We start from the raw sequence: 24,288 nt of genomic DNA, 5'->3' as shown, positions 1-24,288 counted from the left end.
ATAAGGAGGGCCTACGAGGCATGGGTCGAGGCCGGACTTCCGCTCGATTGGGACAGGCAGGCCTTCGAGGCCGAGCGCAAAATGGATTCTAAAAAACACCTTGCCAAATAGGAGCGTCAGGACGCAAGAAACCCCCGCCGCACGAAGTACGCAGCGGGGGTTTCTTGCATGTCCGAGGACGTTCTGAAAAGTAACTTCAGGGCGGGCCCGGACGAGAACAACCGACTACAGATCGATGTGCGATTCCTTGATCGGGAACGGCTCCGCGAAGTGGCAGGCGCAGCAGTGACCCGGTGCAACTTCCTTAAACTCGGGAAGCTTCTCGGAGCAGATGCCCTGCGCGATCGGGCAGCGCGTGTGGAAACGGCAGCCGGTCGGCGGATCCAGCGGTGACGGCGGATCGCCGGCAAGGATGATGCGCTTACGGGTCTTCTGGATATCAGGATCGGGAACCGGCACGGCAGACAGCAGCGACTGCGTGTACGGATGGTGAGGCTCGCTATAGAGCGTCTTCCAGTCCGAAACCTCGACCATCTTACCCAGATACATAACGGCGACGCGATCGGAGATGTGCTGCACGACGGACAGATCGTGGGCGATAAACAGATATGCGGTACCGAACTTGTCCTGCAGTTCCTTGAGCAGGTTTAGAACCTGGGCCTGAATAGACACATCAAGAGCGGAAACCGGCTCGTCGCAGATAATCAGCTTGGGCTTCAGCGCAAATGCGCGGGCAATGCCGACACGCTGACGCTGACCGCCGGAGAACTCATGAGGATAGCGGTTAATGTGCTCGGGGTTCAGTCCGACAACGTCGAGAAGCTCGCGGACACGCTCAATGCGCTCCTCCTTGGTGCCCACGCCGTGAATGGTCATGGGCTCGGAGACGATCTCGCCGATGGTCATACGGGGATTCAGCGAAGCATAAGGATCCTGGAAGATAAACTGCATCTCGCGACGCATGTCCTTGATCTCATGCTTGCTCATCTCGGCAACATCTTTACCCTGGAAGAACACCTTACCGGCGGTCGGCTTGGTCAGGCGCATAATGGTGCGGCCCGTCGTGGACTTACCGCAACCAGACTCGCCAACCAGACCAAAGGTCTCGCCAGGATAAATCTCAAAAGAGATGTCGTTTACGGCAGAGACGACGCGCTTGGAAAAACGCTTGGCGAACATGCCGGACTCAGCGGGGAACTCCTTAGAGAGGTGCTCGACCTTCAGCAGCGGAGTACGCTCGTTATTATCTGCCATTACGCCTCGCCTCCCTTCTTGGAATCCTTGCGCGAACGGGACGTCTCGGGGGCGTTCTTAAGGAACTCGGGGTCACCGGAATAATGACACGCAGAATAGTGGCCGGACTCGGTGACAACACGCTCGGGGCGCTGTTTGCGGCACTTATCGGTCGCATAGGGACAACGAGGCGAGAACACGCAGCCCTCGGGCAGGTTCATGAGCGAAGGCGGGTTGCCGTGAATCGGCGTAAGCGGCTTCTTCTCATCGATGGCCTGCTCCGGAATGGAGCGGATAAGGCCCCATGTGTAGGGGTGACGGCTCTCGTAGAAGATTTCCTCAGCAGTACCGAACTCGACGGGACGGCCGGCGTACATAACCATGATCTTGTCGGCCATATCGGCGACGACGCCCAGGTCATGGGTAATCATGATGATGGCGTTGCCGTTCTTCTCCTGCATTTCCTGCATAAGCTCAATAATCTGAGCCTGAATGGTAACGTCCAGGGCAGTCGTGGGCTCGTCGGCAATCAGAATATCGGGATCGCAGGCAAGGGCCATGGCAATCATGACGCGCTGACGCATACCGCCAGAGAACTGGTGTGGATACTCATTGACGCGCTTCTCGGGCTCGGGAATACCAACGAGGTCCAAAAGCTCGGTGGCACGCTTGAGCGCCTCCTGCTTGGAGTAGCCACGGTGCAGACGAAGGCCCTCGCCCACCTGTTTGCCGATCTTATAGACCGGGTTCAAGGAGGTCATAGGATCCTGGAAGATCATCGCGATATCGTTACCGCGAATGTGCTGCATCTCTTCCTCGGTCATTTCGAGGATGGAGCGGCCGCGATAGCGAACGTCGCCGCCCTCGATCTTTCCCGGAGGCATCGAGATAAGGCCCATGATGGTCATGGCGGTCACGGACTTACCGGAGCCGGACTCACCGACGACACCCAGAGTCTCGCCACGATCGAGCGTGTAGGACACACCATCGACAGCGCGAACAACGCCATCCTCGGTGTGGAAATACATCTTAAGGTCATCGACCTCGAGCAGATGCTGGCCCTCGGGAACCGGCTGGTCCTTCAGGTCCACATAGTTCTTGTTCTTCTTCATCCTTATGCGTCCTTCATCTTGACGTCGAGGGCGTCGCGCAGACCGTCACCCAGCAGGGTGAAGGCGAGCACCGTCGAGAGAATTGCCAGACCGGGCATGATCATCATCCAGGGAGCAGTCAGAAGATACTGCTGACCGTCCTGAATCATGGAGCCCCACGAAGGCGTAGGCGGAATAACGCCCATGCCGAGGAAGGACAGAGCGGACTCGGTCAGAATGGCGCCACCAATGTTCATGGTCGCGTAGACCACGATGGAGGCAACGGAGTTCGGGAAGATGTGACGTACAACGATACGAGCATCGGATGCACCCATCGCGCGCGCAGCGTCAACATAGTCGTTTTCCTTGACCGTCAAGATCGCAGAGCGGAAGACGCGCGCAATCGAAGGCCAGCCGAGAATACCGATGGCAATAAAGACGTTCTGAAGACCACGGCCGATAACGGCAATCATGGCGACAACGAACAGCACGTACGGGAACGCCAGGAAGATATCCGCACAGCGCATGATGATCGTATCCCAGATGCCGCCGTAGAAACCGGCCAGGGCGCCCATGACCAGACCGATCAACGTGGAGATGGCAGTGGCCATAATACCGACGGAAAGCGAAATACGTGCACCGTAGATAACACGGACCAGAATGTCACGACCAAGGGCGTCGGTGCCAAACGGGTGCTCTGCACACGGAGCCAGCAGCGACGTCTCGGCCATGGTGGTCGAGTCGGAAGCCGTCGGCGAACCGAGCCAGGGCTTAGCCCACAGATCTGCGGTCAGGGCAACCACAACGACGATGATGATCCAGCAGACACCGATAACGGCGAGCTTGTTCTTACGAAGACGCTTAAAAGCGTCGCCCCACAGCGTGCGGGACTTGGCGGGAGCAGATGCGGCCTTGGTGGCGGTAGCCTGCTCCTGAGACTGAGAATCAGTTTCCTGCATGAGACGTACCTCCCTTAGGCCTTATCCGACGGACCGCCAAGGCGGATGCGCGGGTCGAGGAATGCATAGCTGATGTCGACGAGCAGGTTGATCACCATGACGACGACGACGATGAGCGTAACGCCGCCCATAACGATGGGCCAGTCACGCATGCTAATGGCGCGATAGACCTCATAGCCGATACCGGGCCAGTTAAAGACCGTCTCGGTCAGGATGGCGCCCGAAAGCATGCCACCAAAGTCGACACCAATATAGGTAACGACGGGGATGAGTGCATTCTTAAGCGCATGCTTGATGATGATCGCACGATTGGAGAGACCCTTGGCCTTTGCCGTACGGATGTAATCCTGGTTCATGACGTCAAGCAGCTGCGAGCGCATGATGCGGGCAGCATAAGCGGTCGAAACCGAAGCCAGCGTAATGGTCGGAAGCACATAGTGCATCCAATCCTGATACTGAGAGCTGGAACCGCCGGCGCCCGAGATCGGCATGGAGAATGCACCGCCCGTGGCGTCCTTGAGGATGACGCCAAAGAACAGCTGCAGCAACATACCGAGCCAGAAGGCCGGGACCGCAACGAGGATCGACGTGGTGAGCGTTACCAAAATATCCCAGAAGGAATAACGCTTTACCGCCGAAATGATACCCGCACCGATACCCATGATTGCCTCGAGCACGATGGCGCACGCGGCAAGTTTGACCGTATACGGATACTTCTGAGCAAAGATTTCCGTAACCGGCAGCTTGCGCTGATACGAATTGCCCAGATCGCCATGAAGCAGGCCGTTCATGTAATACAAGTAACGGTCCACGAGCGACGTTTGAACGGGGTCGCCGTTCTCGTCAAGGATCGCGTTGCCGTCCTCGTCCGACTGGACCAGGTGATAGCGAACGCGAAGCTGAAGCTCTACCTCGGGGGACAGAGCCTTGTCTCCACCGATCAGCTTGATCGGATCTCCCGGCACGATATTCTGGAGGGCGAACAGAATCAGCGTAACGCCCAAAAACACCGGGATGAACTGAAGCACACGTTTAACGATGTACTTACCCATACCACTCCCCTATCTAGGGATTAACCTAAATGGGATGCCGATCGCCAGACCGGCATCCCAAAATTACCATCAGCCAGTTTACCCCAGGTTAGGGAGAACTGTATGTTTCCCATGAGGTCTACGTAAATACTTGACCCTCACGGAAGCTGCAAACTCTTAGGCGAGCTCAGCGGTACCCAGCTCGGCGTGCTTCTGCGGATCGACATAGAGGTGCTTGATGCGATCAGAACCGGCGATGGTATGCGTGTAGAACATCACCGGGATGACCGGGCAGTCAGCAGCGACCATTGCGTCGGCCTCCTGCATCTTAGCGACGCGCTCTTCGTCGTCAACCGTGGTACGGGCCTCGTCGACCTTGGCGTCGAACTCGGGGTTGTTGTAACCAGAACGGTTGTCGCCACCGAGGGAGTCGGAGTGGAACAGCGGATACAGGAAGTTGTCCATGATCGGATAGTCGGCAATCCAGCCCAGACGACCGAACTGATAGTCGAAGTTCTGGTACTGCTCGAGCAGGGCAGACCACTCGGGGGTATCGGAGACAGCGGTAACGCCAACCTTGGCGAGGTCGCCGATGATGGACTCCATGATCTCCTTGTGACCGCCGTCCTGGTTGTAGGAAAGGGTCACGCTAATGCCACGATCGCCGTTAGCGCCAGCGGGAGCAACCTTGTCGAGGTACTCGTTAGCCTTGTCGACGTCGTAGGCGCAGAACTCCCATGCGCCCTCCTTGTAGCCATCGATGCCCGGAGGAACAATGCCGTCAGCGGGGGTACGGGTACCCTTGAAGAGGGTCTTGCAGATGGCCTCACGGTTGATGGCCAGGGAGATACCCCTACGCAGGTCGGCGTTGTTGAACGGCTCGGCCGTGTTGTTGCAGGTCAAGTAGTAGGTGGAAGGCTCGGCGCCGAGCAGCATGCGCTCGCCGTCACCCATGGTGTAGCCGTCCTTGGACACGCCGCGATCCTTCTTGGCGGCGTCGATCTGAGCGACGGGAACGTCGCAGACATCGAGGTTACCGGCCTGGAACTCCTTGTAAGCGGTCTCCATGTCCTTGATGACCTGGAAGTGGATGCCATCGATCTTGGCCTTGTCGCCATAGTAATCGTCGAACTTCTTGAGGTTGATCTCCTGACCATCCTCCCACTTGCCGTCCATCATGAACGGGCCGTTACCGACCGGTGCAAGATAGAAGCTCTTGACATCGGACTCAGCGCACTCGGGAACCGGGGCCAGAGCCGGGTGAGAGGCGACGAAGGGGAAGTCGGCGTAAGCGGAAGACAGCTTGACGACGAGGGTCTCATCGTCGGGGCAAGTAACACCGCTGAGCTCGGTAGCGTTACCGGCAAGCAGGTCGTCATAGCCCTCGACCATGGAAAGGTGATAGGAGACCTCGGAAGGGCCGTACTCGGTAGCGATGGCCGACTTGGTGTTGACCAGACGCTCCCAACCGAGCTTGAAGGACTTGGAGGTAACGTCGTCACCGTTGTGGAACTTGGCCTTCTTGATCTTGAAGGTAAACTCGGTGGCGTCGTCGTTGGCCTTAAAGGACTCGCAAGCCAGCGGAACGATCTCGCCCTTCTCGGCGTCATAGGCGGTCAGAGCATCAAAGAGCTGGTACTCGACCTGAGTGCCCTGGTCCTCCTGGACATTGTAGGGGTCGATGCAAACCGGGTTGTTGATGTAGAAGTTCAGCGTCGAACCGGACTCAGAACCGGAAGTGTCGCCGCCCTTCTTGCCGCATGCGGCAAGAAAAGCCATGGAGCTCGCAGCAAGGGTGCCGCCAACAAAGGCGCGACGACCCATAACGGGCTGGTGGAACATAGAATCAGCCATGCCATCCTCCTTATGAGATAGGACAAAGAAATGTTCAGTCGGATACATGTCGAGACAATCCGATCCGAACCATCAAAACGCCGCCCGTTGCTATGGCTGGTTATGCACAACAGACCAACGTTTTGCAATACTGTAGCGCATTTTATGCACGATTTGGGGCTAATTCCGGTCAACGGTCGAGAATTTCTTTAGTTAGGCGAAGTATGTGGGGATATTTTGACTCTGTTACAAATATGTAAACAAAAAGGGTCCCGCACTTGCGAAACCCTTTTCAAGTATTTATGCAGCTCGTGCTTAGTAGCCCACGATGCCCTGCGGGAAGAAGAACATGCACAGGACGACGCACACGGCAAACACGACAGCCATGATGACAGTCAGGCGGTCAAGGTTCTGCTCCATAACGCCTGTGGCAGAGCTGGAGTTATACAGCGAACTAGCGATCATATCCGAAACGCCGGTGCCCTTACCGGAATGCATCAGGACGAGAATCGTCAACGCCACGGCAGAGACAGCCCAAACGACAAACAGAAGAATCTGAAACGGACCCATAGATAAGCTCCTTAATAGAACAATTCAAACTCCAGTACTGTACCACAATCCCCCGCTCTACCCTACCTGCCACTCGGAGACGGGGCGGAAATGGCAGAAATACCAAAAAGGGGGTTGTCCAATTGTGGACAACCCCCTGCAAGAAAACGCTTGGAGTTTTCTCTTAGGCCTCGGTGGCGAGCACGCGACCCGTCATCTCGGCGGAAGGCTCAATACCAGCCATGGTGAGCATGGTCGGAGCGATATCGGAAAGACGGCCGTCCTCGATACCGGTGAGCTTGGCCTTCTCATCAACGATGATGAACGGCACGCGGTTGGTGGTGTGAGCCGTGAACGGATGCTTGGAACCGTCGGAAGCGACGTCAAACATGTGATCGGCGTTGCCGTGGTCGGCGGTAATCAGCGCAAAGCCGCCCTTGGCGAGAATCGCCGGGACAACCTTGGACAGAGCATCGTCAACAGCCTCAACGGCCTTAACGGCAGCGTCGAAGACACCGGTGTGACCAACCATGTCGCAGTTCGCGAAGTTCACGATGTAGAAATCAGCGCGATCCTCGTTGATTGCGGCGACGAGCTTCTCGGTAACCTCGGGAGCGCTCATCTCGGGCTGCAGATCGTAGGTAGCAACCTTGGGGGAAGCGACGAGCACGCGCTCCTCGCCCTCCTTGGGCTCCTCGATGCCGCCGTTGAGGAAGAACGTCACGTGGGCGTACTTCTCGGTCTCGGCGGTGTGCAGCTGCTTCAGGCCATTGGCGGCGATAACGTCGGCCAGGACGTTCTCGGGGAACGTCTTGGGGAAGGCGACCTCAACGTCAAACGTCGGATCGTACTCGGTCATCGTCACAAAGTGCGAAAGTTTGATCTGCTCGCGCTCAAAGCCGTCGAACTCCTTGTCCGTGAACACGCGGGTCATCTGACGAGCGCGGTCGGGACGGAAGTTGAAGAAGATGGCCGCGTCGCCCTCGTGGATGCCCTCGTTGTGGGCAGCGAAGGGTTCGACGAACTCATCGCCGCGCGGATCCTTCTCGTAGTAGGCCTTGATACCGGCAACGGGGTCGGTATCGGCATCGGACGCATTGACCATGACGTCGTAGGCGCGCTGGATGCGCTCCCAACGGTTATCGCGGTCCATGGCCCAATAACGGCCCGAGACAGTAGCAACGCGAGCGTCGCAACCGGTCTCCTCGGAGATCTTCGCCAGGAAGGCGCAGAACTCGCTCATGTAGCCGGCACCAGACTGCGGGTCGACGTCGCGGCCGTCCATAAAGGCGTGGACGCGAACGGTCTTGACACCGTGCTCGGCAGCCATCTTGACCAGGGCCTCGACATGGTTCATGTGAGAATGAACGCCGCCAGGGCTCATAAGGCCCATGAGGTGAAGGGTCTTGCCATCGGCCTTGACATCATCCATAGCCTTGACGAAAACCTCGTTCTTGGCGATGGAGCCGTCCTTGATGGCGTTGTTGATGCGAGAAAGCTCCTGAAACACGATGCGGCCGGCACCGATGTTGAGGTGACCCACCTCGGAGTTACCCATCTGGCCGTCGGGAAGACCCACGTCCTCGCCCGAAGCACCGAGTGTGGTGTGGGGGTACTTCTCGTACAGGCTATCAAGGAAGGGCGTCTTGGCAGCGGCAACGGCGTTCTCGCCATCGGCCGGAGCCAGGCCGCAGCCGTCCATGATGATCAGGAGTGCAGGAAGATGACGCTGTGCCATATGTCCTACTCGCCTGCCTTGACGACCATAGAGGCAAAGTCGGCAGCCTTGAGCGAAGCGCCGCCCACGAGGGCGCCGTCAACGTCGGGCTTGGCGACGAGCTCGGCGATGTTGCCGGGCTTGGCGGAACCGCCGTAGAGAACGCGGATGCCGTTGGCGAGCTCCTCGCCGAACATCTCCTTGAGGGTCTCACGGATAGCACCGCAGACCTCCTGGGCGTCCTCGGCGGTAGCGGTCTTGCCGGTGCCGATGGCCCAGATGGGCTCGTAGGCGACGACGACCTGCTTGGGGCAGGTGATCTCAAGACCAGCAAGGCCGGCCTTGACCTGGTTCACGACGTGCTCGACATAGGTGCCGGCCTCGCGGACCTCGAGGGACTCGCCGCAGCAGAAGACGGGAACAAGACCGGCGGCAACGAGAGCCTTGGCCTTCTTGTTCTGGTCCTCGTCGGTCTCGTGGAAGTAGTCACGACGCTCGGAGTGACCGATGATGCAGTAGGTGCAGCCAGCGGACTTGAGCATGTCGCAAGAGGACTCACCGGTGAAGGCACCCTTGGCCTCCCAGTACACGTTCTGTGCACCGAGGGCGATGGGGGCAGCCTGAATGCGGTCATGGACCGTGGTGATGTCGATGGTCGGAGGGCAGACGAGCACCTCGACGCCAGCCGGAACCTCGGGCAGAGCCTGGGCCAGCTCGTCGGCGAGCTTGGCAGCCTCGGCGACGTCGTTGTTCATCTTCCAGTTACCAGCGATAAGAAGGGTGCGATTAGGCATCGAGAAGCGCCTCCACTCCGGGCAGGGCCTTACCCTCGACGAGCTCCATGGAAGCGCCACCGCCGGTGGAGATCCAGCTCATCTTGTCGGCCAGGTTAAACTTGTTGACGGCTGCGACGGAATCGCCACCACCGATGATCGAGGTGCAGTCGGCCTCGGCAACAGCCTCGGCGATAGCCTGGGTGCCGTGAGCGAAGTTGTCGAACTCGAAGACGCCCATGGGGCCATTCCAGAACACGGTCTTGGCGCCCTTGACAGCCTCGGCGTAGAGCCCCTCGGTCTTGGGGCCGATGTCCATACCCTCGCGGTCGTCGGGGATAGCGTCGGAAGCGACAACCTCGGGGACAGCGTCCTCGCCAAAGTGATCGGCAACGCGGTTGTCGATGGGGAGCAGGATCTTGACACCCTTCTCCTCGGCCTTCTTGAGCATCTCGCCGGCGCGCTCGACCCAGTCCTCTTCCTTGAGGGACTGACCAACGGACAGGCCCTGAGCCAGGAAGAAGGTGTAGGCCATGCCGCCACCGATGATCAGGGTGTCAGCGGAGTCGATGAGGTGATCGAGAACGCCGATCTTGGAGGAAACCTTGGAACCGCCGACGATGGCGACGAAGGGGCGCTCGGGCTCGGCGAAGATGCCGGTCAGCGTGTCGACCTCCTTCTCGAGCAGGAAGCCGGCGACGGCAGGCAGGTAAGCGGCGGGGCCCACGACGGAACCCTGGGCGCGGTGAGCGGTGCCGAAGGCATCGAGAACGAAGACGTCACCATAGGAAGCGAGCTTCTTGGCGATCTCGGGATCGTTCTTCTTCTCACGCTTGTCAAAACGGACGTTCTCGAGAACGAGGACCTTACCCGGCTCGACGGCGGCGACAGCCTCAGCAGCCTTCTCGCCGTAGGTGTCAGCGACAAAGGCAACGTCGAGACCAGAGAGCTCAGCGAGCTTCTTGGCGACGGGCTCGAGGGACAGCTCGGGCTGGAAGCCGGTGCCCTCGGGACGGCCGAGGTGGCTCATGAGGATGACGCGAGCGTTGTGCTCAACGAGGTAGTTGATGGTGGGCAGGGCAGCCTTGATACGGGTGGTGTCGCCAACGACGCCATCCTTGATAGGCACGTTAAAGTCAACGCGGACGAGAACGCGCTTGCCGTCGACATCGATGTCGCGGACGGTCTTCTTGGTAAAGGCCATGTTTGCTTCTACCTTTCGTACGTGTCTGCCTTCCATTACGGCAGACGATTTCTTATAAAAAGGACGCGACCCTAGGGTGTAAGCCCTATAAGGCCGCGCCCTTCTTTAGACGCTCAACGAGCTATTCGCTAAAAGCTAAATTAAGCAACGAACTTCTCGAAGTACTTGATGGTGCGGACCATCTGAGAGGTGTAGGAGTTCTCGTTGTCGTACCAAGAGGTGACCTGAACGAGGGTCTGGCCGTTGCCGAGGTCAGAGCACATGGTCTGCGTGGCGTCGAAGATGGAGCCGTGGGTCTCGCCGACGATGTCGCGGGAGACGATCTGGTCCTCGTTGTAGGCGAAGGTATCGGGGATGGTCTCGGCGTAGGCCTTCATGGCAGCGTTGACCTCGTCGACGGTGACCTTCTTGTCAACGACGGCGTAGAGGTTGGTCAGCGAGCCGGTCGGCGTCGGGACGCGCTGGGCGGCACCGATGAGCTTGCCGTTGAGCTCGGGGAGAACCAGGCCGATGGCCTTGGCAGCGCCCGTGGTGTTCGGGACGATGTTCTCGGAGCAGGCGCGAGAGCGACGGAAGTTGCCCTTGCGCTGCGGGCCGTCGAGCGGCATCTGGTCGCCGGTGAAGGCGTGGATGGTGGTCATGATGCCGGACACGATGGGAGCGAAGTCGTTCAGACCCTTGGCCATCGGGGCGAGGCAGTTGGTGGTGCAAGAAGCAGCGGAGATGATGTTGTCCTCAGCGGTCAGCGTCTCATGGTTGACGTTGTACACGATGGTGGGCAGATCGCTGCCGGCCGGAGCGGAGATGACGACCTTCTTGGCGCCAGCGTTGATGTGGGCCTGAGCCTTAGCCTTGCTGGTGTAGAAGCCGGTGCACTCGAGAACGACGTCGACGTCAAGGTCGCCCCAAGGCAGGTTGTTAGCGTCGGCCTCCTTGTAGATCTTGATCTCCTTGCCGTCAACGGTGATGGAATCCTCGCCAGCAACGACCTCGTGATCGCGAGCGTAGTTGCCCTGCGTGGAGTCGTACTTCAGCAGGTAAGCGAGCATATCGGGAGAGGTGAGGTCGTTGATAGCGACGATCTCGGAGCCCTCATGACCGAACATCTGACGGAAAGCCAGACGACCGATGCGACCGAAGCCGTTAATAGCAACCTTTACTGCCATTGTGTCTCCTTTCGTAAGGCCCCCGCGAGCTACAGCGCCCGCCGTTGAGGCCCACAAACTAACCACTCGCCTAATATACCTTTTTTTTGACTTGAATTTCACGAGAATGCCCGAAATTGAAAATCAAATTTACGTTAAAACGTTTTAAAGACTAAAATAGCAGCTAAATCCATATATAAGTCGTTACTTCAAACTACCTGTTTGCTTCAATGAGCTTTTCAAGCCGTAAAACACGATGGTAGAGGGCTGACTTCGACAAGGGAGGGTCAGCCATCTCCCCCAAATCACGCAGCGACAGATCAGGATAGCGCTCGCGCAGGTCGCAAAAGACCGCCAAGGCATCCGGAAGCGCATCGCGAAGGCCACGCTGCTCGAGCTCATCGATAAGCGCAAGCTGATGTTGGGCAGCACCGGCGCTTCTGGTCTGGTTGGCGAGCTCGGCATTCACGCGACGGTTCACATCGTTCTTAACCAACTTGACCGCGCGCGCCTCCTCAATCTCGGCAACGCTGCGCTTGGCACCAATCAGCTTTAATAGATGCTCGATTTCCTCGGCGCTCTTAATGTACACGGCATATGACCCCCGCCGTGCATTAACACGAGCATGGACCCCAATCTGCTCCAACAAATCGCAAAGTCCCTTGGCATATTGCTCGCCCTGCACAGCGATCTCCAAATGAAAATCGCCGCGTGGATCGGCCACGAAGCCGCCCGCGATGAGCGCGCCGCGGATATAGGCAAGTCTACAGCAAGGACGGGCGACAATGTGACGCGGCACACCTGCGACGAGCCCTCCCCTACGGTCGAGAATGCCCAGCAGCACCAGAGCCTTATCCAAATCGGGCTGATCAGGCAAGGTGATGAGGTAGTTTCGAACCTTATGCAAGACAGATTTGCGGACGGTGAACTCCGTTTTGAGCTTAAGGATACGATGCGTCAGCGTGATCATCGTGCGCGCGACGGCTCCCGTCTCAGTCGCAACCGTCAAACGATACCGCCCAGAGCCGGCAAGCGAGAGCGTACCGCTCACACGCGTGAGGGCGGCAAGCGTCGACAAGTCGCAGTATTCACATTCGGGTTCGCAGCGCGCAAGCTCGTCGCGCACCTCAGCGGTAAACGACATGCAGGCCTATGCCTTCGTGTTGGCGCGCGACAGGTCGCGGTGGGAGATGCTCACATGATACTGAGCGCCTTCCAGGTAACGGGCCGTGGCCTCGGCAATGGCAACGCTGCGGTGCTGGCCGCCCGTGCAGCCGATGGCGATAGAAAGCTGCGGCTTACCCTCCGCGATATAGCCCGGCATCACCGTATCGAGCAGCTGTGTCCAAGCCTTCCAAAACTCCTGCGTCTTGGGATGGTCCAGAACAAAATCGGAGACCTTTTTATCGAGACCGGTCATCGTGCGCATCTCGGGATCGTAGAACGGATTGGGCAGGAAGCGGACGTCGATCATAATGTCCGCCTCGACGGGCATGCCGTGCTTAAAGCCAAACGAGAACACGTGGACGTCCATGAGCTGCTGGTCGGACAGCTCGGAAAATGCCATACGTAGCTTGTTGCGCAGCGCAGAGGTGCGCAGACGGCTCGTGTCGATAATCATATCGGCTCGGTCGCGCACGCCCTGCAGCTGAAGGCGCTCGCGCTGAATGGCATCGGCCGTAGTCTCCCCCGGTTTGGCAATGGGATGACGGCGGCGATTTTCGCTATAGCGACGAATCAGCACCTCGTCAGAAGCCTCCAGGAACACGATGTCGCAGCTCATCTCGCGCTCTTCGAGCGCGGCGACCGCATCGAGCAACTCGTCAAACAGTCCCTGGCTACGCAAATCGCAGGTGACGGCGAGATGCCTGCCCACGCCCGTATTGATGCCGACGAGCTCGGCAAGCTGGGCGATGAGACGCGGAGGCAGGTTATCGATGCAAAAATAGCCCATGTCCTCGAACACGTGCATGGCCTGTGTGCGGCCTGATCCGGACATTCCGGTGATGATGACGATATCGGGGATGCGCTCCGAGCGCTCCGCCGCATCCATGGCATCTCCCTTTTGCATGTGTTGCCTCCCGAAAACAAGCGCGGGACCCAGCAACCCGGATCCCGCGCGGTCAATTGCCTATATTGAGTATACCGCCCCGAGCGGATACGAGGCCTGTCTTACGCCTCAAGCGCAGCCTTGAACCAACTCGTAATACTCGTGGGGTGCGTGATGGCGGTGCCGACGACAACGGCCCAGGCGCCAGCATCGATCGCGGCGCGAGCCTCCTCGGGCGTGTGCACGCGGCCCTCGCAGATGATGGGAAGACCGGGGAATTCCTCGGTCGCCTGACGCAGGAGCGGCAGATCAGGGCCATCGGCCATGGTGCAGTCGATGGCAGCGACACCGTGAGAAAGCGTGGTAGATACAAGGTCGAAGCCCATATCAACCGCACGGCGAATGTCCTCGATGGTGGCACAATCCGCCATCAGGAGCACACCCTCCTCGTGCAGCGGGCGGAAGGTATCCTCGACCGTCTTGCCATCGGGGCGCGGACGATCGGTGGCGTCGATCGCCACGATATCGGCACCGGCAGCAACGCAGGCGCGAGCGTGACGCAGCGTCGGCGTGATGTAAACGCCCTCGTGCCCATCCTTCCACAGGCCGATGACGGGAACCTCACAGCGACCCTTAATGGCGGCAATGTCGGCAAGGCCCTGGCAGCGAATGGCGGCGGCGCCGCCGAGCTCGCAAGCACGCGACATTTGAGCCATGGTCTCGGGCGTACGAAGTGGCTCGCCCATATACGCCTGAACGCTCACGACGAGCTTGCCCTTCAGGGATTGAATCAAAGGATCGACGGTCATAAGGCTGTAACCTTTCTCAGAACAGCCTCCCGAGGCGTGTTGTCTCGGGAGGCTCCTACAGAAGATACGTTTACTTCAACGAGGCAAGAAGATGCTCAGCGGCACCGATGAGCGGAGCATCGCCCTCCAGAGAACCGATGAGGATCGGCATGTCCTGAAGCGGATCGAGCGCCTGGCTGGCATAGCCCTCGTGTACCGAATCCTTCCACGTCTGTGAACGCCAATCGGGACCTTGGTGAATCACGCCACCCGAAAGCACGATGACCTCAGGGTCCAGGATGTTAGCGAGCGAGCCCAAGCTGGCACCCAGCGCAAAGCCGGCGTCATGGATGACCTCGGTCGCCTTTGCGTCGCCCGCACGGCACAGGTCGTTCACATCGCGACCGACCGAAGGACGGCTGGGGTCGACGCGACCAAAGCGCTCATCGTACATTCGACCAATGGAAGTGCCCGAAGCAACCGACTCCAGATGGCCGGAACGCCCGCAGGCGCAGGGAATGCCGGCGGCAGCCGAGCACTCGATGTGGCCCATATGGCCGGCAGCACCATGGAAGCCTTGCATCACGCGGCCGTTCTCGACATATGCGCCGCCGATGCCCGTACCGATGCCAAGACACAAGACGGAGAACTTGCCCTTGCCGACGCCCCAGTGGGCCTCGCCCAGAGCATGAGCCTGCACGTCGCCTACAACGGCAACGGGAAGACCAAGGTCCTCGCGCAGACGCGGCCCCAACTGAACGCCGGACCAGCCGGGCATAATCTCGTTGGCATACGCGATGGCGCCCGTCTTGGGATCGACGACGCCTGCGGCACCGATACCGACACCGAGGACCTCGACATCGGGATTCGCCTCAAGAGCGGCCTTGATGGACGCCTCGATACGTTGGAAGACGGCCTCGCCGCCCTCCTGGGCCTCAGTAGGAACCTCGGCCTCAAAAACGGGATGGGGCACGCTGCCGTCAGCCGGGTACTCCATAATGGCGGTCGCGATCTTAGTTCCGCCGATATCGGCAGAGCAGACGTACTTGTTCTCCATGTCGTTCTCCTTAGGAGATAAAAACAACTACAGGAAATGCGCCGTCAGGCTAGCCGTCACAGCGCGGTAAAGGTTTTCCAGGTGCCCGAGGTTGGGGTGAAAGTGGTCGGGCGTTGACCTAATGGGTCACGCCCGACCACTTGACCCCCAAGATCGGGTGCCTGGGGAAGCTTTACAGGAGACCGTTGTCCTGGAGGACCTTCTTAATCGCCTCGACGTTCTCGCCGGTCATGGCCTTCACCGGGCGCGGCATGGTCGGGCTGTCGAAGATGCCCATGAGGTTCATAGCGGTCTTGAAGGCGCCGACGCCACCGGCATAGCCCTGGACGCCCGAGGTGACATCCCAGATGTGGGAAATCTCGTTGAGGCGATCCTGCTCGGCCTTGACGGTAGCCCAGTCGCCGGCCTGAGCGGCCTTCCATTGGCGCACGTAGCCCTCGGGCTCAACGTTGGCGAGACCCGGAACGGAGCCATCGGCGCCGCCGAGGTAGGCGCCATCGACAACAACCTCGTGACCGGTAAGGATGCTCATCGGATGGCCGTTCTTCTCATTCTCCTGAACGAGGTAGCGGAACGAGATGTCATCGCCCGAGGAATCCTTGACGCCGGCCAGGACGCCCTCGGCGCCGAGCTTGGCAAGGAGCTTCCAGGGAAGCTTGGTGTGGACGCACACGGGGATGTCGTAAGCGAAGATGGGCAGGTCGAGTTCCTCGTGCAGGATGCGGAAGTGCTCCTCGACCTCGGTCATGCCCTGCAGGGCATAGAACGGGCAGGTGGCGACGAGGGCATCGGCGCCCAGCTCCTGGGCGACCTTGCCGTGCTCGATCATGCGCTCGGTCTCGGTGTCGATGATGCCGACCAGAACGGGAACGCGGTGATCGACGATGCGCACAGCCTCGGCGACAATCTGGCGACGACGCTCGTCGGTGGAGAAGACGACCTCGCCCGAGGAGCCCAGGAAGAACAGGCCATCGACGCCGGCATCGATCATGCGGTTGATGCTGCGCTCAAAGGAGGCAACGTCGAGCTGGTGGTCTTCGGTATCGGGAACAACGACGGGAGGGATAACGCCGGTGAATTTCTGAGTTGCCACAAGAATCTCCTTAGTTGTCTGGCGGGCGACCCTATGCCACCCACTCTTGTTGGCAGTGTCCAGGCCGTCTAGGCCAAAGAACACGGGTAGAACGTTTGGTTAAAAAAGTCGACGACTTCGTTTTCGAACGCATTGATACGCTCGTGAGCGTATTTGGCATAGATGATATGCCTCCGGTCACACTCAAGACCGTTGAACACGGCAAACTGACCCTTGGGGTCGCTCACGGTATCCATGAGCGATGTGCCCATGAACACCGAGCCGCGCACCCGAGACGACAGCGCCTCGAGGCCGCCGGGAAGCGGATTGGCAACCGCCGTGCAGGCGAGACCCCGCTCGTCCAGAGCAGAAACCGCCAGCGCGACTCCACCGCCTAGACCCTCGCCCCATGCAAAGATGCGGTCGGGGTCCATGCCATCAAGATTGCGCGCGACCTTCGCCAACGCACAGCCCCAACGGACGCGCCTGACAAAAGCAGGCGAAGTAATCCCCTGCCGCAGATCGCTGGGTCCAATCACCTCATCGTCCAGTGCAAGCACGGCATACCCCATGGCGGCAAATCTCGTCATGTGATGCCAGCCGCGCACAGGCCGATCGATGTCGTGGAACATCAGGCACAGCGGCACGCGCTCAGATACTCGGGCACGACCGACAGGCTCGATCAAACGAGCGTGAATCGCATCGTCACCGAGCTCAAAGGAGACCTCCGAGTAACGGGCGCAGGGGTTAACAAAGTCAATCGCCGTAATGGCCGGGCCTTGAATCTCAAGATTCGAAGCGCATGTCTCTAAATCAGAAACATCTGCTTGGACATCACCGCGCCAGTCCCGATATTCTGCGAGCCTTGACGAAACCGTTCCAGGAATTCCCACGAGCCCGGGGACAATCAGCTCATTGACATTGCTCTCGCACTTAGACATGAGCCTCCCCTCCCTTGCAGAAAAACGGAATGATCAGATCGTCAAAATCCTGAATCTCCTCGTGGCCAAAGCCTTCAAAGAACTCATGACGCTTTTCGCAGGTCAGGTTGTTATAGACCGCAAACTGCGTCGCTGGCGGGCAGACGATATCGGCTGTGCCGGTGCCAAACAGCACGGGGCATTTGACCATAGGGGCAAAGTTCTTGGAATCGAAGTACGCCAGCTTGGCATAGGCTTCGTCAATACGAGTCGAGTCCTCGTCAAACCAGCGAGACCAATAGCGCAGGCCCTCGTAGGCAATGTCGTCTGCATCCAAATCCCAGACTAGGCGGAAATCCGACAGGAAGGGATAGAGGATGGCGGCACGATTGATAAGCTCGCTGTTAAGCGCACAGGTCGCAATGCCCAAAACGCCACCCTGCGAAGCGCCGTTCACAAACACACGGGAAAGATCGATGCCCTCGAGCTCGCGAACAATACGGCACAGAATGCGAATATCTTGGTGCAAGCGGACATAGTAGAGGTTGGCCGGGTCGCCGTCGATACCGGCGACGATATGGCCCGCGACCGTTGTGCCCTCAAATCCGCCAATGTCCTCGGAGGGACCTCCTTGGCCGGGGCAATCAAGGGCGATGAGTGCCATGCCCATGCCCGCAAACGACGCCTGCTCAAACCAGCTGCGGCTTGCACCCGGATACCCATGGAACTGAAGCACCAATGGCACGGGCTCGTCCGAGACGGGTTTAAGGCACTTGGCATGCAGGCGAGCGCCACACATGCCGATATACCAGAGGTCGAAAAGCTGGCAGGTCACGGCATCGGTGACCGATGCCGTCTCGATCGCATAGTCAAGCCCAACGGCGTCGGCCTCGGCCATGCGATCCTTCCAAAAGAGATCGAAATCTGATGGACGAGGCATGGCGCCTCGATATTCACCAAATTGATGTTGTAGCTCCTGAGCACTTGGCATGGCTCGTGAACCCAACCTTTCGAAATCGCAACGGAGGTGCGCCCGGCAAGGGAACCGGGCGCACGGGAGGGAAAGCGAGGCTACTCGCCGAGCTTGGGATGCAGCAGCGACGGCGCAGCGCCGAGCAGCATCTTGGTGTAGGGGTCCTGGGGATGCTGGAAGACCTGCTTGGCCTCGCCCTGCTCGACGATCTTGCCGCCATTCATAACGATGATGTCGTCAGAGATATAGCGGACCGTCTGGATGTCATGGCTAATGAACACCATGGCCAGGCCGAGCTCCTTCTTAAGGTCGGTCAGCAGGTTCAGGATCTGCGCGCGGACCGAAACGTCCAGAGCCGAGGTGGGCTCGTCGGCGATGATGGCATCGGGGTTCAGCGACAGGGCACGGGCAATTGCGACGCGCTGACGCTGGCCGCCCGAAAGCTGACCGGGAAGAACCTCGGCGGCGGAGCTGGGCAGACCGGTGAGCTCCAGGAGCTCCTTGACGCGCTTCTCCTGCTCGGCCTCGGTACCCAGGTTGTGGACGCGCATGGGGTCGAGCAGCTGCTCGCGAACGACCATGCGGGGATTGAGCGCCGTGGCCGGGTTCTGGAACACGACCGAGATGACGCGACCCATGTGGCGACGGTCCTCGGCGGTACGTTTGGTAACGTCCTTGCCCTTAAAGTAGACCTTGCCGCTCGTGGGGGCCTGCAGGCCGCACATGACGTTGGCGGTGGTGGACTTACCGCAACCGGACTCGCCGACGATGCCGATCGTCTGACCGGGCATGAGCTTAATCGTTACACCCTGGACGGCGTGAACCAGGTTGGGGTGCAGAATCGAGCCGGTACGGGTCCTAAAGGTGACGTGGACGTCATCAAGAAAGATGATCGGCTCGACGCCGTTGACTGCGGTCTCGCTCATCTACATCACCTCCGCGTGAGGGGTCAAACCATTTGCCTTGAGCACCTCGTCGGGGAGCTCGGAATAGAAGTGCTCGGTACCGGGCACGCGCTTGAAGACCGGACGGGTATCCAGGCCAATACGCGGATGGCTCGAGCGGGGCGCGAAGCGATCGCCCTTGGGGAAATCGCGCGGGCTCGGAACGGCGCCGGGCACCTGGTGCAGGCGACCCGAACCGCTCTCGATGGACAGAACGGAACCCAGAAGACCGCGGGTGTACTCGTGGATCGGGTTGGTGAGCAGCTCCTTGGTGGGTGCCTGCTCGATAACCTGGCCAGCGTACATAACCGTGATGTTATGGGCAACCTCGGCGACCAGAGCCAAGTCATGCGAAACGAAGATCATGGCAAAGCCGAGCTTGGCCTGAAGATCGTTGAGCAGCTTGATGACCTGCTTCTGGACGGTAACGTCCAGAGCGGTCGTGGGCTCGTCGCAGATGACCAGCTTGGGGTCGCGGGTAAGGGCCATAGCGATCAGGACACGCTGACGCTGGCCGCCGGAAAGCTCGTGCGGATAGCTCTCGAGCGTGCGCTTGGGATCGAGGCCGACGAGCTCCAGGAGCTCCTCGGCGCTGCGGGTTCCGCCGCGCTTGGTGAGCTGCTTCATCTGGGCAGAGATGAGCATGGAGGGATTAAGCGAGGACAGGGCGTCCTGATAGACCATAGCGATATCGGTACCGCGCAGGCCGAACCACTCCTTCTTGCTCATCTTGAGCAGGTCACGGCCCTCCCAAAGAACCTCGCCGGAAAGATGCTCGTCATCGTCGGTCAGGCCCATGATGGCCAGCGTGGTGATGGACTTACCGCAACCGGACTCGCCCACCAGGCCCATGGTCTGACCAGGACGAACGTCAAAGTTGACATGGTCGACGACGTTGATATCACCGTGATGCTCAAACTGAATGCAGAAGTCACGGACCGAGAGAATCGGTTCAACAGACTCGTCGGGCACATGGCGATCGTCACGCTTGAGCTCGACATCGCGCAGGGCGCCAAGGCGAGCGGAGAGGGACTGGGCCTGCTCCTTGTAGGCGCGAACGGGGTCGGAGACCAGCAGGTCGGCCTCGCGACGCTTGGAGGAATCGGTAGGATCCAGGGCGGCGGAGGGGGCAGCGGCCATGGCGTCGGTAATGCCCTCGGAGAGGATGTTGAGCGCCAGGCAGGTGATCATGATGGCCAGACCCGGGAACAGCGCCTGCCACCAACGGCCGGCGAGCACGCCGCCGCGGGCGTCGGCGAGGATGTTGCCCCAGGTAGCGGTGGGCTCCTGGATACCAGCGCCGATGAAGGTCAGCGAGGCCTCGAAGATGATGGCGTCGGCGACCAGGGTAACGGTGAAGACCATGATCGGGGCGATGCAGTTACGCAGAACATGCTTGATCAAAATCCACGGAGCCTTAGCGCCGGAAACGATGACCGCGCGGACATAGTCCTCGCCGTACTCGGACACGATGTTGGCGCGCACGATACGGGCAATCTGCGGAGTGTACATAAAGCCGATGGCGAAGATGATCGACGGCACGGAGTTGCCCAGGATGGAGACGAAGACGGCCGCGAGGGCGATGCCCGGGATGGACATGATGATGTCCAGGATACGCATGATCGTCTCGGAGACGGCCTTGCGCGAAACCGCTGCAAGGGCGCCCACGACCGAGCCGCAGACCAGAGCCATGGCAGTGGCGCCAAAGCCGATAATCAGCGAGTAACGACCACCGTAGAGCATACGCGACAGAATGTCGCGACCCTTATCGTCGGTACCGAAGATAAATCCGTTGCCGGGAGCCTGGCGAGCCGTAAAGATCTCGACCGGGCTATAGGGGGCAAGAAGGGGCGCCAGGATCGCAGTCAGGGCGACCAGCACCAGCACGACGGCGGCAATCTTAGAAGACAGCGTCATCTTCTTCCAGCCACCGAGCTTGAGCCCCTTGGAGGCAGCCTTCTCGAGCTGCTCGGTTTGCTTCTCTCGAATCTTTACCATAATCTACACCGTCCTGATGCGCGGGTTGATGAGCAGGTAGAGCATGTCAACCACGATGTTGATGATGATGAAGGCAAGAGCAACGACGATAACGACGCCCTGAACCAGGTTCGCCTCGTTGCCCTGAACGCCCTGCAGAATCGCGGTGCCCATGCCGGGGAGGTTGAAGATAACCTCGATGACGACGGCGCCGCCCATGAGGTAACCGATCTTAAGACCGAGGGTGGTGACCGGGGTGATCAGCGCATTGCGAAGAACGTTGATGCCGACGACGACCTTCTCGGGAACGCCGGCGCCGCGAGCCATACGGACATAATCCTTGTCGAGCTCCTCGACCATGGCGGTACGCACGATACGAGTCATCTGGCCCGTCAGCGGAAATGCCAAGGCGATGGCGGGCATGATCATACGCCCCAGATAGCCAACCGGATTCGTGGTGAAGTGAGGCAGAGCACCCGATGCCGGGAGCACCTTAAGGTAGGAAGAGAACAGCAGAATCAACAGAACGGCAAGCCAGAACGACGGGGTTGCCAGGCCGGCGATGGAAAAGACGCGGATCACTTGGTCCGGCCATTTGTCGCGATACAGTGCCGCGATGACGCCGAGCAAAAACGAAACGACCGCACCGATGGCAAGACCGATGAAGGTCAGCTGCATCGTGACGGGCAGGGCCGTGGAGATGCGCTTGGCAACGGAGTTGCGAGCAGCGCCATAGGTGCCCATGTCGCCATGGATCAAATCGCCCATATAGCGCACGTAGCGCACGGGCCAGGGGTCGTCCAGACCATACTTCTCATGGTACTCGGCAACCGCCTCGGGCGAGGCACCGTCACCCAACGCCGTGTAGGCGGGGTCGGTCTTGGAGAACGACATAAGGAAGAACACCAGGACGGTGACGCCCAATGCCATGATCGGCAGCGCCACAAGACGCCTTCCAATCAAACGTAGCAAGTTGTTCACGTTCTCTCCCCTTTCTTTTGTCGGTAGGACCAACTGGTATATGAGTACGGATACTCATTACAAGACCCGAGCGACATCGTTGCCGCCCGGGTCTTTGTTTCAACTATGAGGATACGGTCCCAACGACCGACATCCTGCATTCAGACTCAAGCGAGTCTTACGCCTTGACGGTCGCAACGCCCCTGAAGGACATGCTCGTCGTGCCGATGCCCTTGAAGCCATCGAGGGCCTCGCCGTTGGGCGCAGTGGACGGATCGTCCCAGGAAGCGGAGACGGTCTTGACGTGGACAACGGGGTACAGAACGGCGTTGTCGGCAATGATGTCGAAGCACTCGTTCCACTTCTTCTGCTGCTCGTCGCCCTCGGCGGCAAGAGCCTCGTCCATGAGACCGTGGAGCTTCTGCCACTCAGCGGACTCCTTCCACGGGCAACGGGTCTGCATCCAGACGTTGTCGCCGTACCACCAGTTGAGCAGCAGGTCGGGATCAGCGCCGAAGCAGGAAGGATCGCCAGGGGCAAGGAGGATATCGTAGGCCTCGCCGCCGTCAATGGCAGCGTAGGTAGCCGGCGAGGTATCGGTCTGGATGGTCACATCGAAGCCGAGAGCGTCGAGGTCGTTCTTGACCTGGGCGGCCATGCCCTTAATCTGCTCGTTGTCGGTGGTGCGCAGGGTGATGGCACCCGGGGTGATGCCAGACTCCTCGATGAGCTTCTTAGCCTTCTTGGCGTCAGTCTTGTACACCGTGGAAGCCTCATGATAGTTGGTGAAGCTCTTGGGCAGGTAGCAGCTGGCAGCGGTGGCAAGGCCGGCGAAGGTGTTGCTGACCATCTTCTCGGTGTCGAGCGCATACATGACGGCCTGACGGACCTTGACGTTGTTCCAAGGCTCCTTGGCGACGTTGAACATGATGAAGCGGGTGCCGAAACCCTGAACGTTATCGATCTTGCAGCCGGCGCTCTCGAGCTGGTCGACGGCGTCAGCGGTAACGAGCTCCATAACGAGCGTGGAGCCCTCCTGCTGAGCGGTAACGCGAGCGGTGGGGTCGGTCAGGATGCTGTACTGGATCTTCTTATCCTCGGCAGCATACTCACCGTTGTACTCGGGGTTGGGAACCAGAGTGATCTCGGTATCGGAGATAGAGTCGTACATCCAGGGGCCGGAACCGATCGGCTGCTTGGCGCGATCCTCCTCGGTCTGGGTGGCCGGGGTAACGCGGACGATGGCCAGACGATCCTTGAGCAGGGAGAAGTTGGGGACCTTGGTCTTGACCGTCACGGTGCTGGCGTCCTTGGCCTCGATGGACTCGAAGGGCTGGAAGAACGGAGCATAGGTAGCGGAAGCGGCGCAAGCAGTGTAGGAGGCAACGACATCGTCAGCGGTGACCTCGGTGCCATCGGAGAACTTGGCGCCCTTGCGGATGGTGACCTCGAAAGTGGTGTCGTCCACAGACTTGGGATCGTCGGTGGCGAGCTCGTTGAAGGTGCTGTAGTCGTGGTAATCGATGCCGTAGAGGCCCTCGACGACGTGCCAGTTAGCACCCAGGCCCACAGCGGAGCCGGTGCTGGCGGGATCGAAGCTGGACGGAGCGTAAGCGGAACCAGCGGTGATCACGCCGCCGCCACGGTTAGCGGAATCGGTGGAACCGGAAGCGGAACCCTCGTCGTTAGAGCTGCCACCGCAGCCGGTGAGACCAAGCCCTGCGACAGCAGCGACGCTGCCGGTGAGGCCGAGGAACGAACGCCTGGACATACCCTTGTTGATGATGGCCATGTCTTCTCCTATCAATAGAGAATCTTACTCGGGAGCATCTAGACTTGCCCCCGCGCAACTTGCGGACGATATATACCTTACCTTCCGACGAACCCAACTGAGGTGCCGCGCTCGGCGACCGATACATGCATACGCTTGAACGGTATTTACTACCGTTCACCGAATTCGTTGACAAACGATTCGCCAGACAGTATGTATCGGCGAGGTGAGATATCAGTCT

General features: G+C 59.5%; 21 protein-coding genes. All 21 read right to left on the bottom strand.

What is annotated here, in order from left to right:
- Positions 1–225: 225 nt before the first annotated feature.
- The 21 genes from AAAX77_RS08815 to AAAX77_RS08715 all read right to left on the bottom strand — a co-directional run bounded on the left by AAAX77_RS08815 (position 226) and on the right by AAAX77_RS08715 (position 24,068).
- Positions 226–1,254, bottom strand: a complete 1,029-nt coding sequence (locus AAAX77_RS08815) for a dipeptide ABC transporter ATP-binding protein (RefSeq protein ID WP_006236139.1) — start codon at positions 1,252–1,254, stop codon at positions 226–228.
- Positions 1,254–2,345 carry an ABC transporter ATP-binding protein gene (locus AAAX77_RS08810; RefSeq protein WP_349105882.1) on the bottom strand — a complete coding sequence of 364 codons (1,092 nt, stop codon included), beginning with the start codon at positions 2,343–2,345 and terminating at the stop codon, positions 1,254–1,256. The genes AAAX77_RS08815 and AAAX77_RS08810 overlap by 1 nt, the downstream gene beginning before the upstream one ends.
- A 2-nt stretch (positions 2,346–2,347) precedes the next feature.
- On the bottom strand, positions 2,348–3,283 hold the full coding sequence (locus tag AAAX77_RS08805; protein ID WP_349105880.1) for an ABC transporter permease: 936 nt from the start codon (positions 3,281–3,283) through the stop codon (positions 2,348–2,350).
- Positions 3,284–3,297: 14 nt separating this feature from the next.
- A complete protein-coding gene (locus AAAX77_RS08800; RefSeq protein ID WP_117877270.1) occupies positions 3,298–4,335 on the bottom strand; it encodes an ABC transporter permease in 1,038 nt (345 codons plus the stop codon).
- Between the two features lie 156 nt (positions 4,336–4,491).
- On the bottom strand, positions 4,492–6,168 hold the full coding sequence (locus tag AAAX77_RS08795; protein WP_349105878.1) for an ABC transporter substrate-binding protein: 1,677 nt from the start codon (positions 6,166–6,168) through the stop codon (positions 4,492–4,494).
- 294 nt (positions 6,169–6,462) lie between these two features.
- The gene (gene secG / locus AAAX77_RS08790) at positions 6,463–6,717 is read right to left on the bottom strand and encodes a preprotein translocase subunit SecG (protein ID WP_006236144.1); all 255 of its coding nucleotides are present in this window, start codon (positions 6,715–6,717) and stop codon (positions 6,463–6,465) included.
- 163 nt (positions 6,718–6,880) lie between these two features.
- Complete coding sequence (gpmI, locus tag AAAX77_RS08785) at positions 6,881–8,434, bottom strand: 2,3-bisphosphoglycerate-independent phosphoglycerate mutase (protein ID WP_117877273.1); 1,554 nt, start codon at positions 8,432–8,434, stop codon at positions 6,881–6,883.
- A gap of 5 nt (positions 8,435–8,439) precedes the next feature.
- Positions 8,440–9,207, bottom strand: coding sequence for a triose-phosphate isomerase (gene tpiA, locus AAAX77_RS08780; RefSeq protein WP_022094882.1), 768 nt, complete (start codon positions 9,205–9,207; stop codon positions 8,440–8,442).
- A complete protein-coding gene (locus AAAX77_RS08775) occupies positions 9,200–10,390 on the bottom strand; it encodes a phosphoglycerate kinase (RefSeq protein WP_349105876.1) in 1,191 nt (396 codons plus the stop codon). The genes tpiA and AAAX77_RS08775 overlap by 8 nt, the downstream gene beginning before the upstream one ends.
- Positions 10,391–10,530: 140 nt before the next feature.
- Entirely contained in the window at positions 10,531–11,556 is a 1,026-nt protein-coding gene (gap, locus tag AAAX77_RS08770) for a type I glyceraldehyde-3-phosphate dehydrogenase (protein ID WP_006236151.1), read from the bottom strand.
- Positions 11,557–11,749: 193 nt separating this feature from the next.
- Complete coding sequence (gene whiA / locus AAAX77_RS08765; RefSeq protein ID WP_022094879.1) at positions 11,750–12,679, bottom strand: DNA-binding protein WhiA; 930 nt, start codon at positions 12,677–12,679, stop codon at positions 11,750–11,752.
- A 6-nt stretch (positions 12,680–12,685) separates the two neighbouring features.
- Entirely contained in the window at positions 12,686–13,606 is a 921-nt protein-coding gene (gene rapZ, locus AAAX77_RS08760) for an RNase adapter RapZ (RefSeq protein WP_022094878.1), read from the bottom strand.
- 101 nt (positions 13,607–13,707) lie between these two features.
- Positions 13,708–14,394 carry an N-acetylmannosamine-6-phosphate 2-epimerase gene (locus AAAX77_RS08755; RefSeq protein ID WP_022094877.1) on the bottom strand — a complete coding sequence of 229 codons (687 nt, stop codon included), beginning with the start codon at positions 14,392–14,394 and terminating at the stop codon, positions 13,708–13,710.
- Between the two features lie 70 nt (positions 14,395–14,464).
- Complete coding sequence (locus tag AAAX77_RS08750; RefSeq protein ID WP_349105874.1) at positions 14,465–15,430, bottom strand: ROK family protein; 966 nt, start codon at positions 15,428–15,430, stop codon at positions 14,465–14,467.
- 172 nt (positions 15,431–15,602) lie between these two features.
- Entirely contained in the window at positions 15,603–16,523 is a 921-nt protein-coding gene (locus tag AAAX77_RS08745) for a dihydrodipicolinate synthase family protein (RefSeq protein WP_138375023.1), read from the bottom strand.
- 68 nt (positions 16,524–16,591) lie between these two features.
- Positions 16,592–17,443 carry an acetylxylan esterase gene (locus AAAX77_RS08740; RefSeq protein ID WP_349105872.1) on the bottom strand — a complete coding sequence of 284 codons (852 nt, stop codon included), beginning with the start codon at positions 17,441–17,443 and terminating at the stop codon, positions 16,592–16,594.
- A complete protein-coding gene (locus tag AAAX77_RS08735; RefSeq protein ID WP_349105870.1) occupies positions 17,436–18,413 on the bottom strand; it encodes an acetylxylan esterase in 978 nt (325 codons plus the stop codon). Before AAAX77_RS08735 ends, AAAX77_RS08740 begins: the two co-directional genes overlap by 8 nt.
- 80 nt (positions 18,414–18,493) lie before the next feature.
- A complete protein-coding gene (locus tag AAAX77_RS08730; RefSeq protein WP_006236159.1) occupies positions 18,494–19,321 on the bottom strand; it encodes an ABC transporter ATP-binding protein in 828 nt (275 codons plus the stop codon).
- Positions 19,322–21,337: a dipeptide/oligopeptide/nickel ABC transporter permease/ATP-binding protein gene (locus AAAX77_RS08725; RefSeq protein WP_035138893.1), complete on the bottom strand. Its 2,016-nt coding sequence runs from the start codon at positions 21,335–21,337 to the stop codon at positions 19,322–19,324.
- 3 nt (positions 21,338–21,340) lie between these two features.
- Complete coding sequence (locus tag AAAX77_RS08720; protein WP_035138896.1) at positions 21,341–22,297, bottom strand: ABC transporter permease; 957 nt, start codon at positions 22,295–22,297, stop codon at positions 21,341–21,343.
- A gap of 157 nt (positions 22,298–22,454) precedes the next feature.
- The gene (locus AAAX77_RS08715) at positions 22,455–24,068 is read right to left on the bottom strand and encodes an ABC transporter substrate-binding protein (protein WP_117638004.1); all 1,614 of its coding nucleotides are present in this window, start codon (positions 24,066–24,068) and stop codon (positions 22,455–22,457) included.
- Between the last annotated feature and the right edge of the window lie 220 nt (positions 24,069–24,288).

Origin of the sequence: Collinsella sp. CLA-ER-H6 (assembly GCF_040092305.1) — a bacterium.
Lineage (GTDB): Bacteria > Actinomycetota > Coriobacteriia > Coriobacteriales > Coriobacteriaceae > Collinsella.
This window is presented reverse-complemented; position numbering and strand designations above follow the sequence as displayed.

Coding starts and splice junctions, on each gene's coding strand:
- AAAX77_RS08815 (WP_006236139.1), bottom strand. CDS start 1,254: ATGGCAGATAATAACGAGCGTACTCCGCTGCTGAAGGTCGAGCACCTC.
- AAAX77_RS08805 (WP_349105880.1), bottom strand. CDS start 3,283: ATGCAGGAAACTGATTCTCAGTCTCAGGAGCAGGCTACCGCCACCAAG.
- AAAX77_RS08740 (WP_349105872.1), bottom strand. CDS start 17,443: ATGTCTAAGTGCGAGAGCAATGTCAATGAGCTGATTGTCCCCGGGCTC.
- AAAX77_RS08735 (WP_349105870.1), bottom strand. CDS start 18,413: ATGCCAAGTGCTCAGGAGCTACAACATCAATTTGGTGAATATCGAGGC.
- AAAX77_RS08795 (WP_349105878.1), bottom strand. CDS start 6,168: ATGGCTGATTCTATGTTCCACCAGCCCGTTATGGGTCGTCGCGCCTTT.
- AAAX77_RS08800 (WP_117877270.1), bottom strand. CDS start 4,335: ATGGGTAAGTACATCGTTAAACGTGTGCTTCAGTTCATCCCGGTGTTT.
- gap (WP_006236151.1), bottom strand. CDS start 11,556: ATGGCAGTAAAGGTTGCTATTAACGGCTTCGGTCGCATCGGTCGTCTG.
- AAAX77_RS08755 (WP_022094877.1), bottom strand. CDS start 14,394: ATGACCGTCGATCCTTTGATTCAATCCCTGAAGGGCAAGCTCGTCGTG.
- AAAX77_RS08775 (WP_349105876.1), bottom strand. CDS start 10,390: ATGGCCTTTACCAAGAAGACCGTCCGCGACATCGATGTCGACGGCAAG.
- whiA (WP_022094879.1), bottom strand. CDS start 12,679: ATGTCGTTTACCGCTGAGGTGCGCGACGAGCTTGCGCGCTGCGAACCC.
- tpiA (WP_022094882.1), bottom strand. CDS start 9,207: ATGCCTAATCGCACCCTTCTTATCGCTGGTAACTGGAAGATGAACAAC.
- AAAX77_RS08715 (WP_117638004.1), bottom strand. CDS start 24,068: ATGGCCATCATCAACAAGGGTATGTCCAGGCGTTCGTTCCTCGGCCTC.
- gpmI (WP_117877273.1), bottom strand. CDS start 8,434: ATGGCACAGCGTCATCTTCCTGCACTCCTGATCATCATGGACGGCTGC.
- AAAX77_RS08725 (WP_035138893.1), bottom strand. CDS start 21,337: ATGGTAAAGATTCGAGAGAAGCAAACCGAGCAGCTCGAGAAGGCTGCC.
- rapZ (WP_022094878.1), bottom strand. CDS start 13,606: ATGCAAAAGGGAGATGCCATGGATGCGGCGGAGCGCTCGGAGCGCATC.
- AAAX77_RS08730 (WP_006236159.1), bottom strand. CDS start 19,321: ATGAGCGAGACCGCAGTCAACGGCGTCGAGCCGATCATCTTTCTTGAT.
- AAAX77_RS08750 (WP_349105874.1), bottom strand. CDS start 15,430: ATGGAGAACAAGTACGTCTGCTCTGCCGATATCGGCGGAACTAAGATC.
- AAAX77_RS08810 (WP_349105882.1), bottom strand. CDS start 2,345: ATGAAGAAGAACAAGAACTATGTGGACCTGAAGGACCAGCCGGTTCCC.
- secG (WP_006236144.1), bottom strand. CDS start 6,717: ATGGGTCCGTTTCAGATTCTTCTGTTTGTCGTTTGGGCTGTCTCTGCC.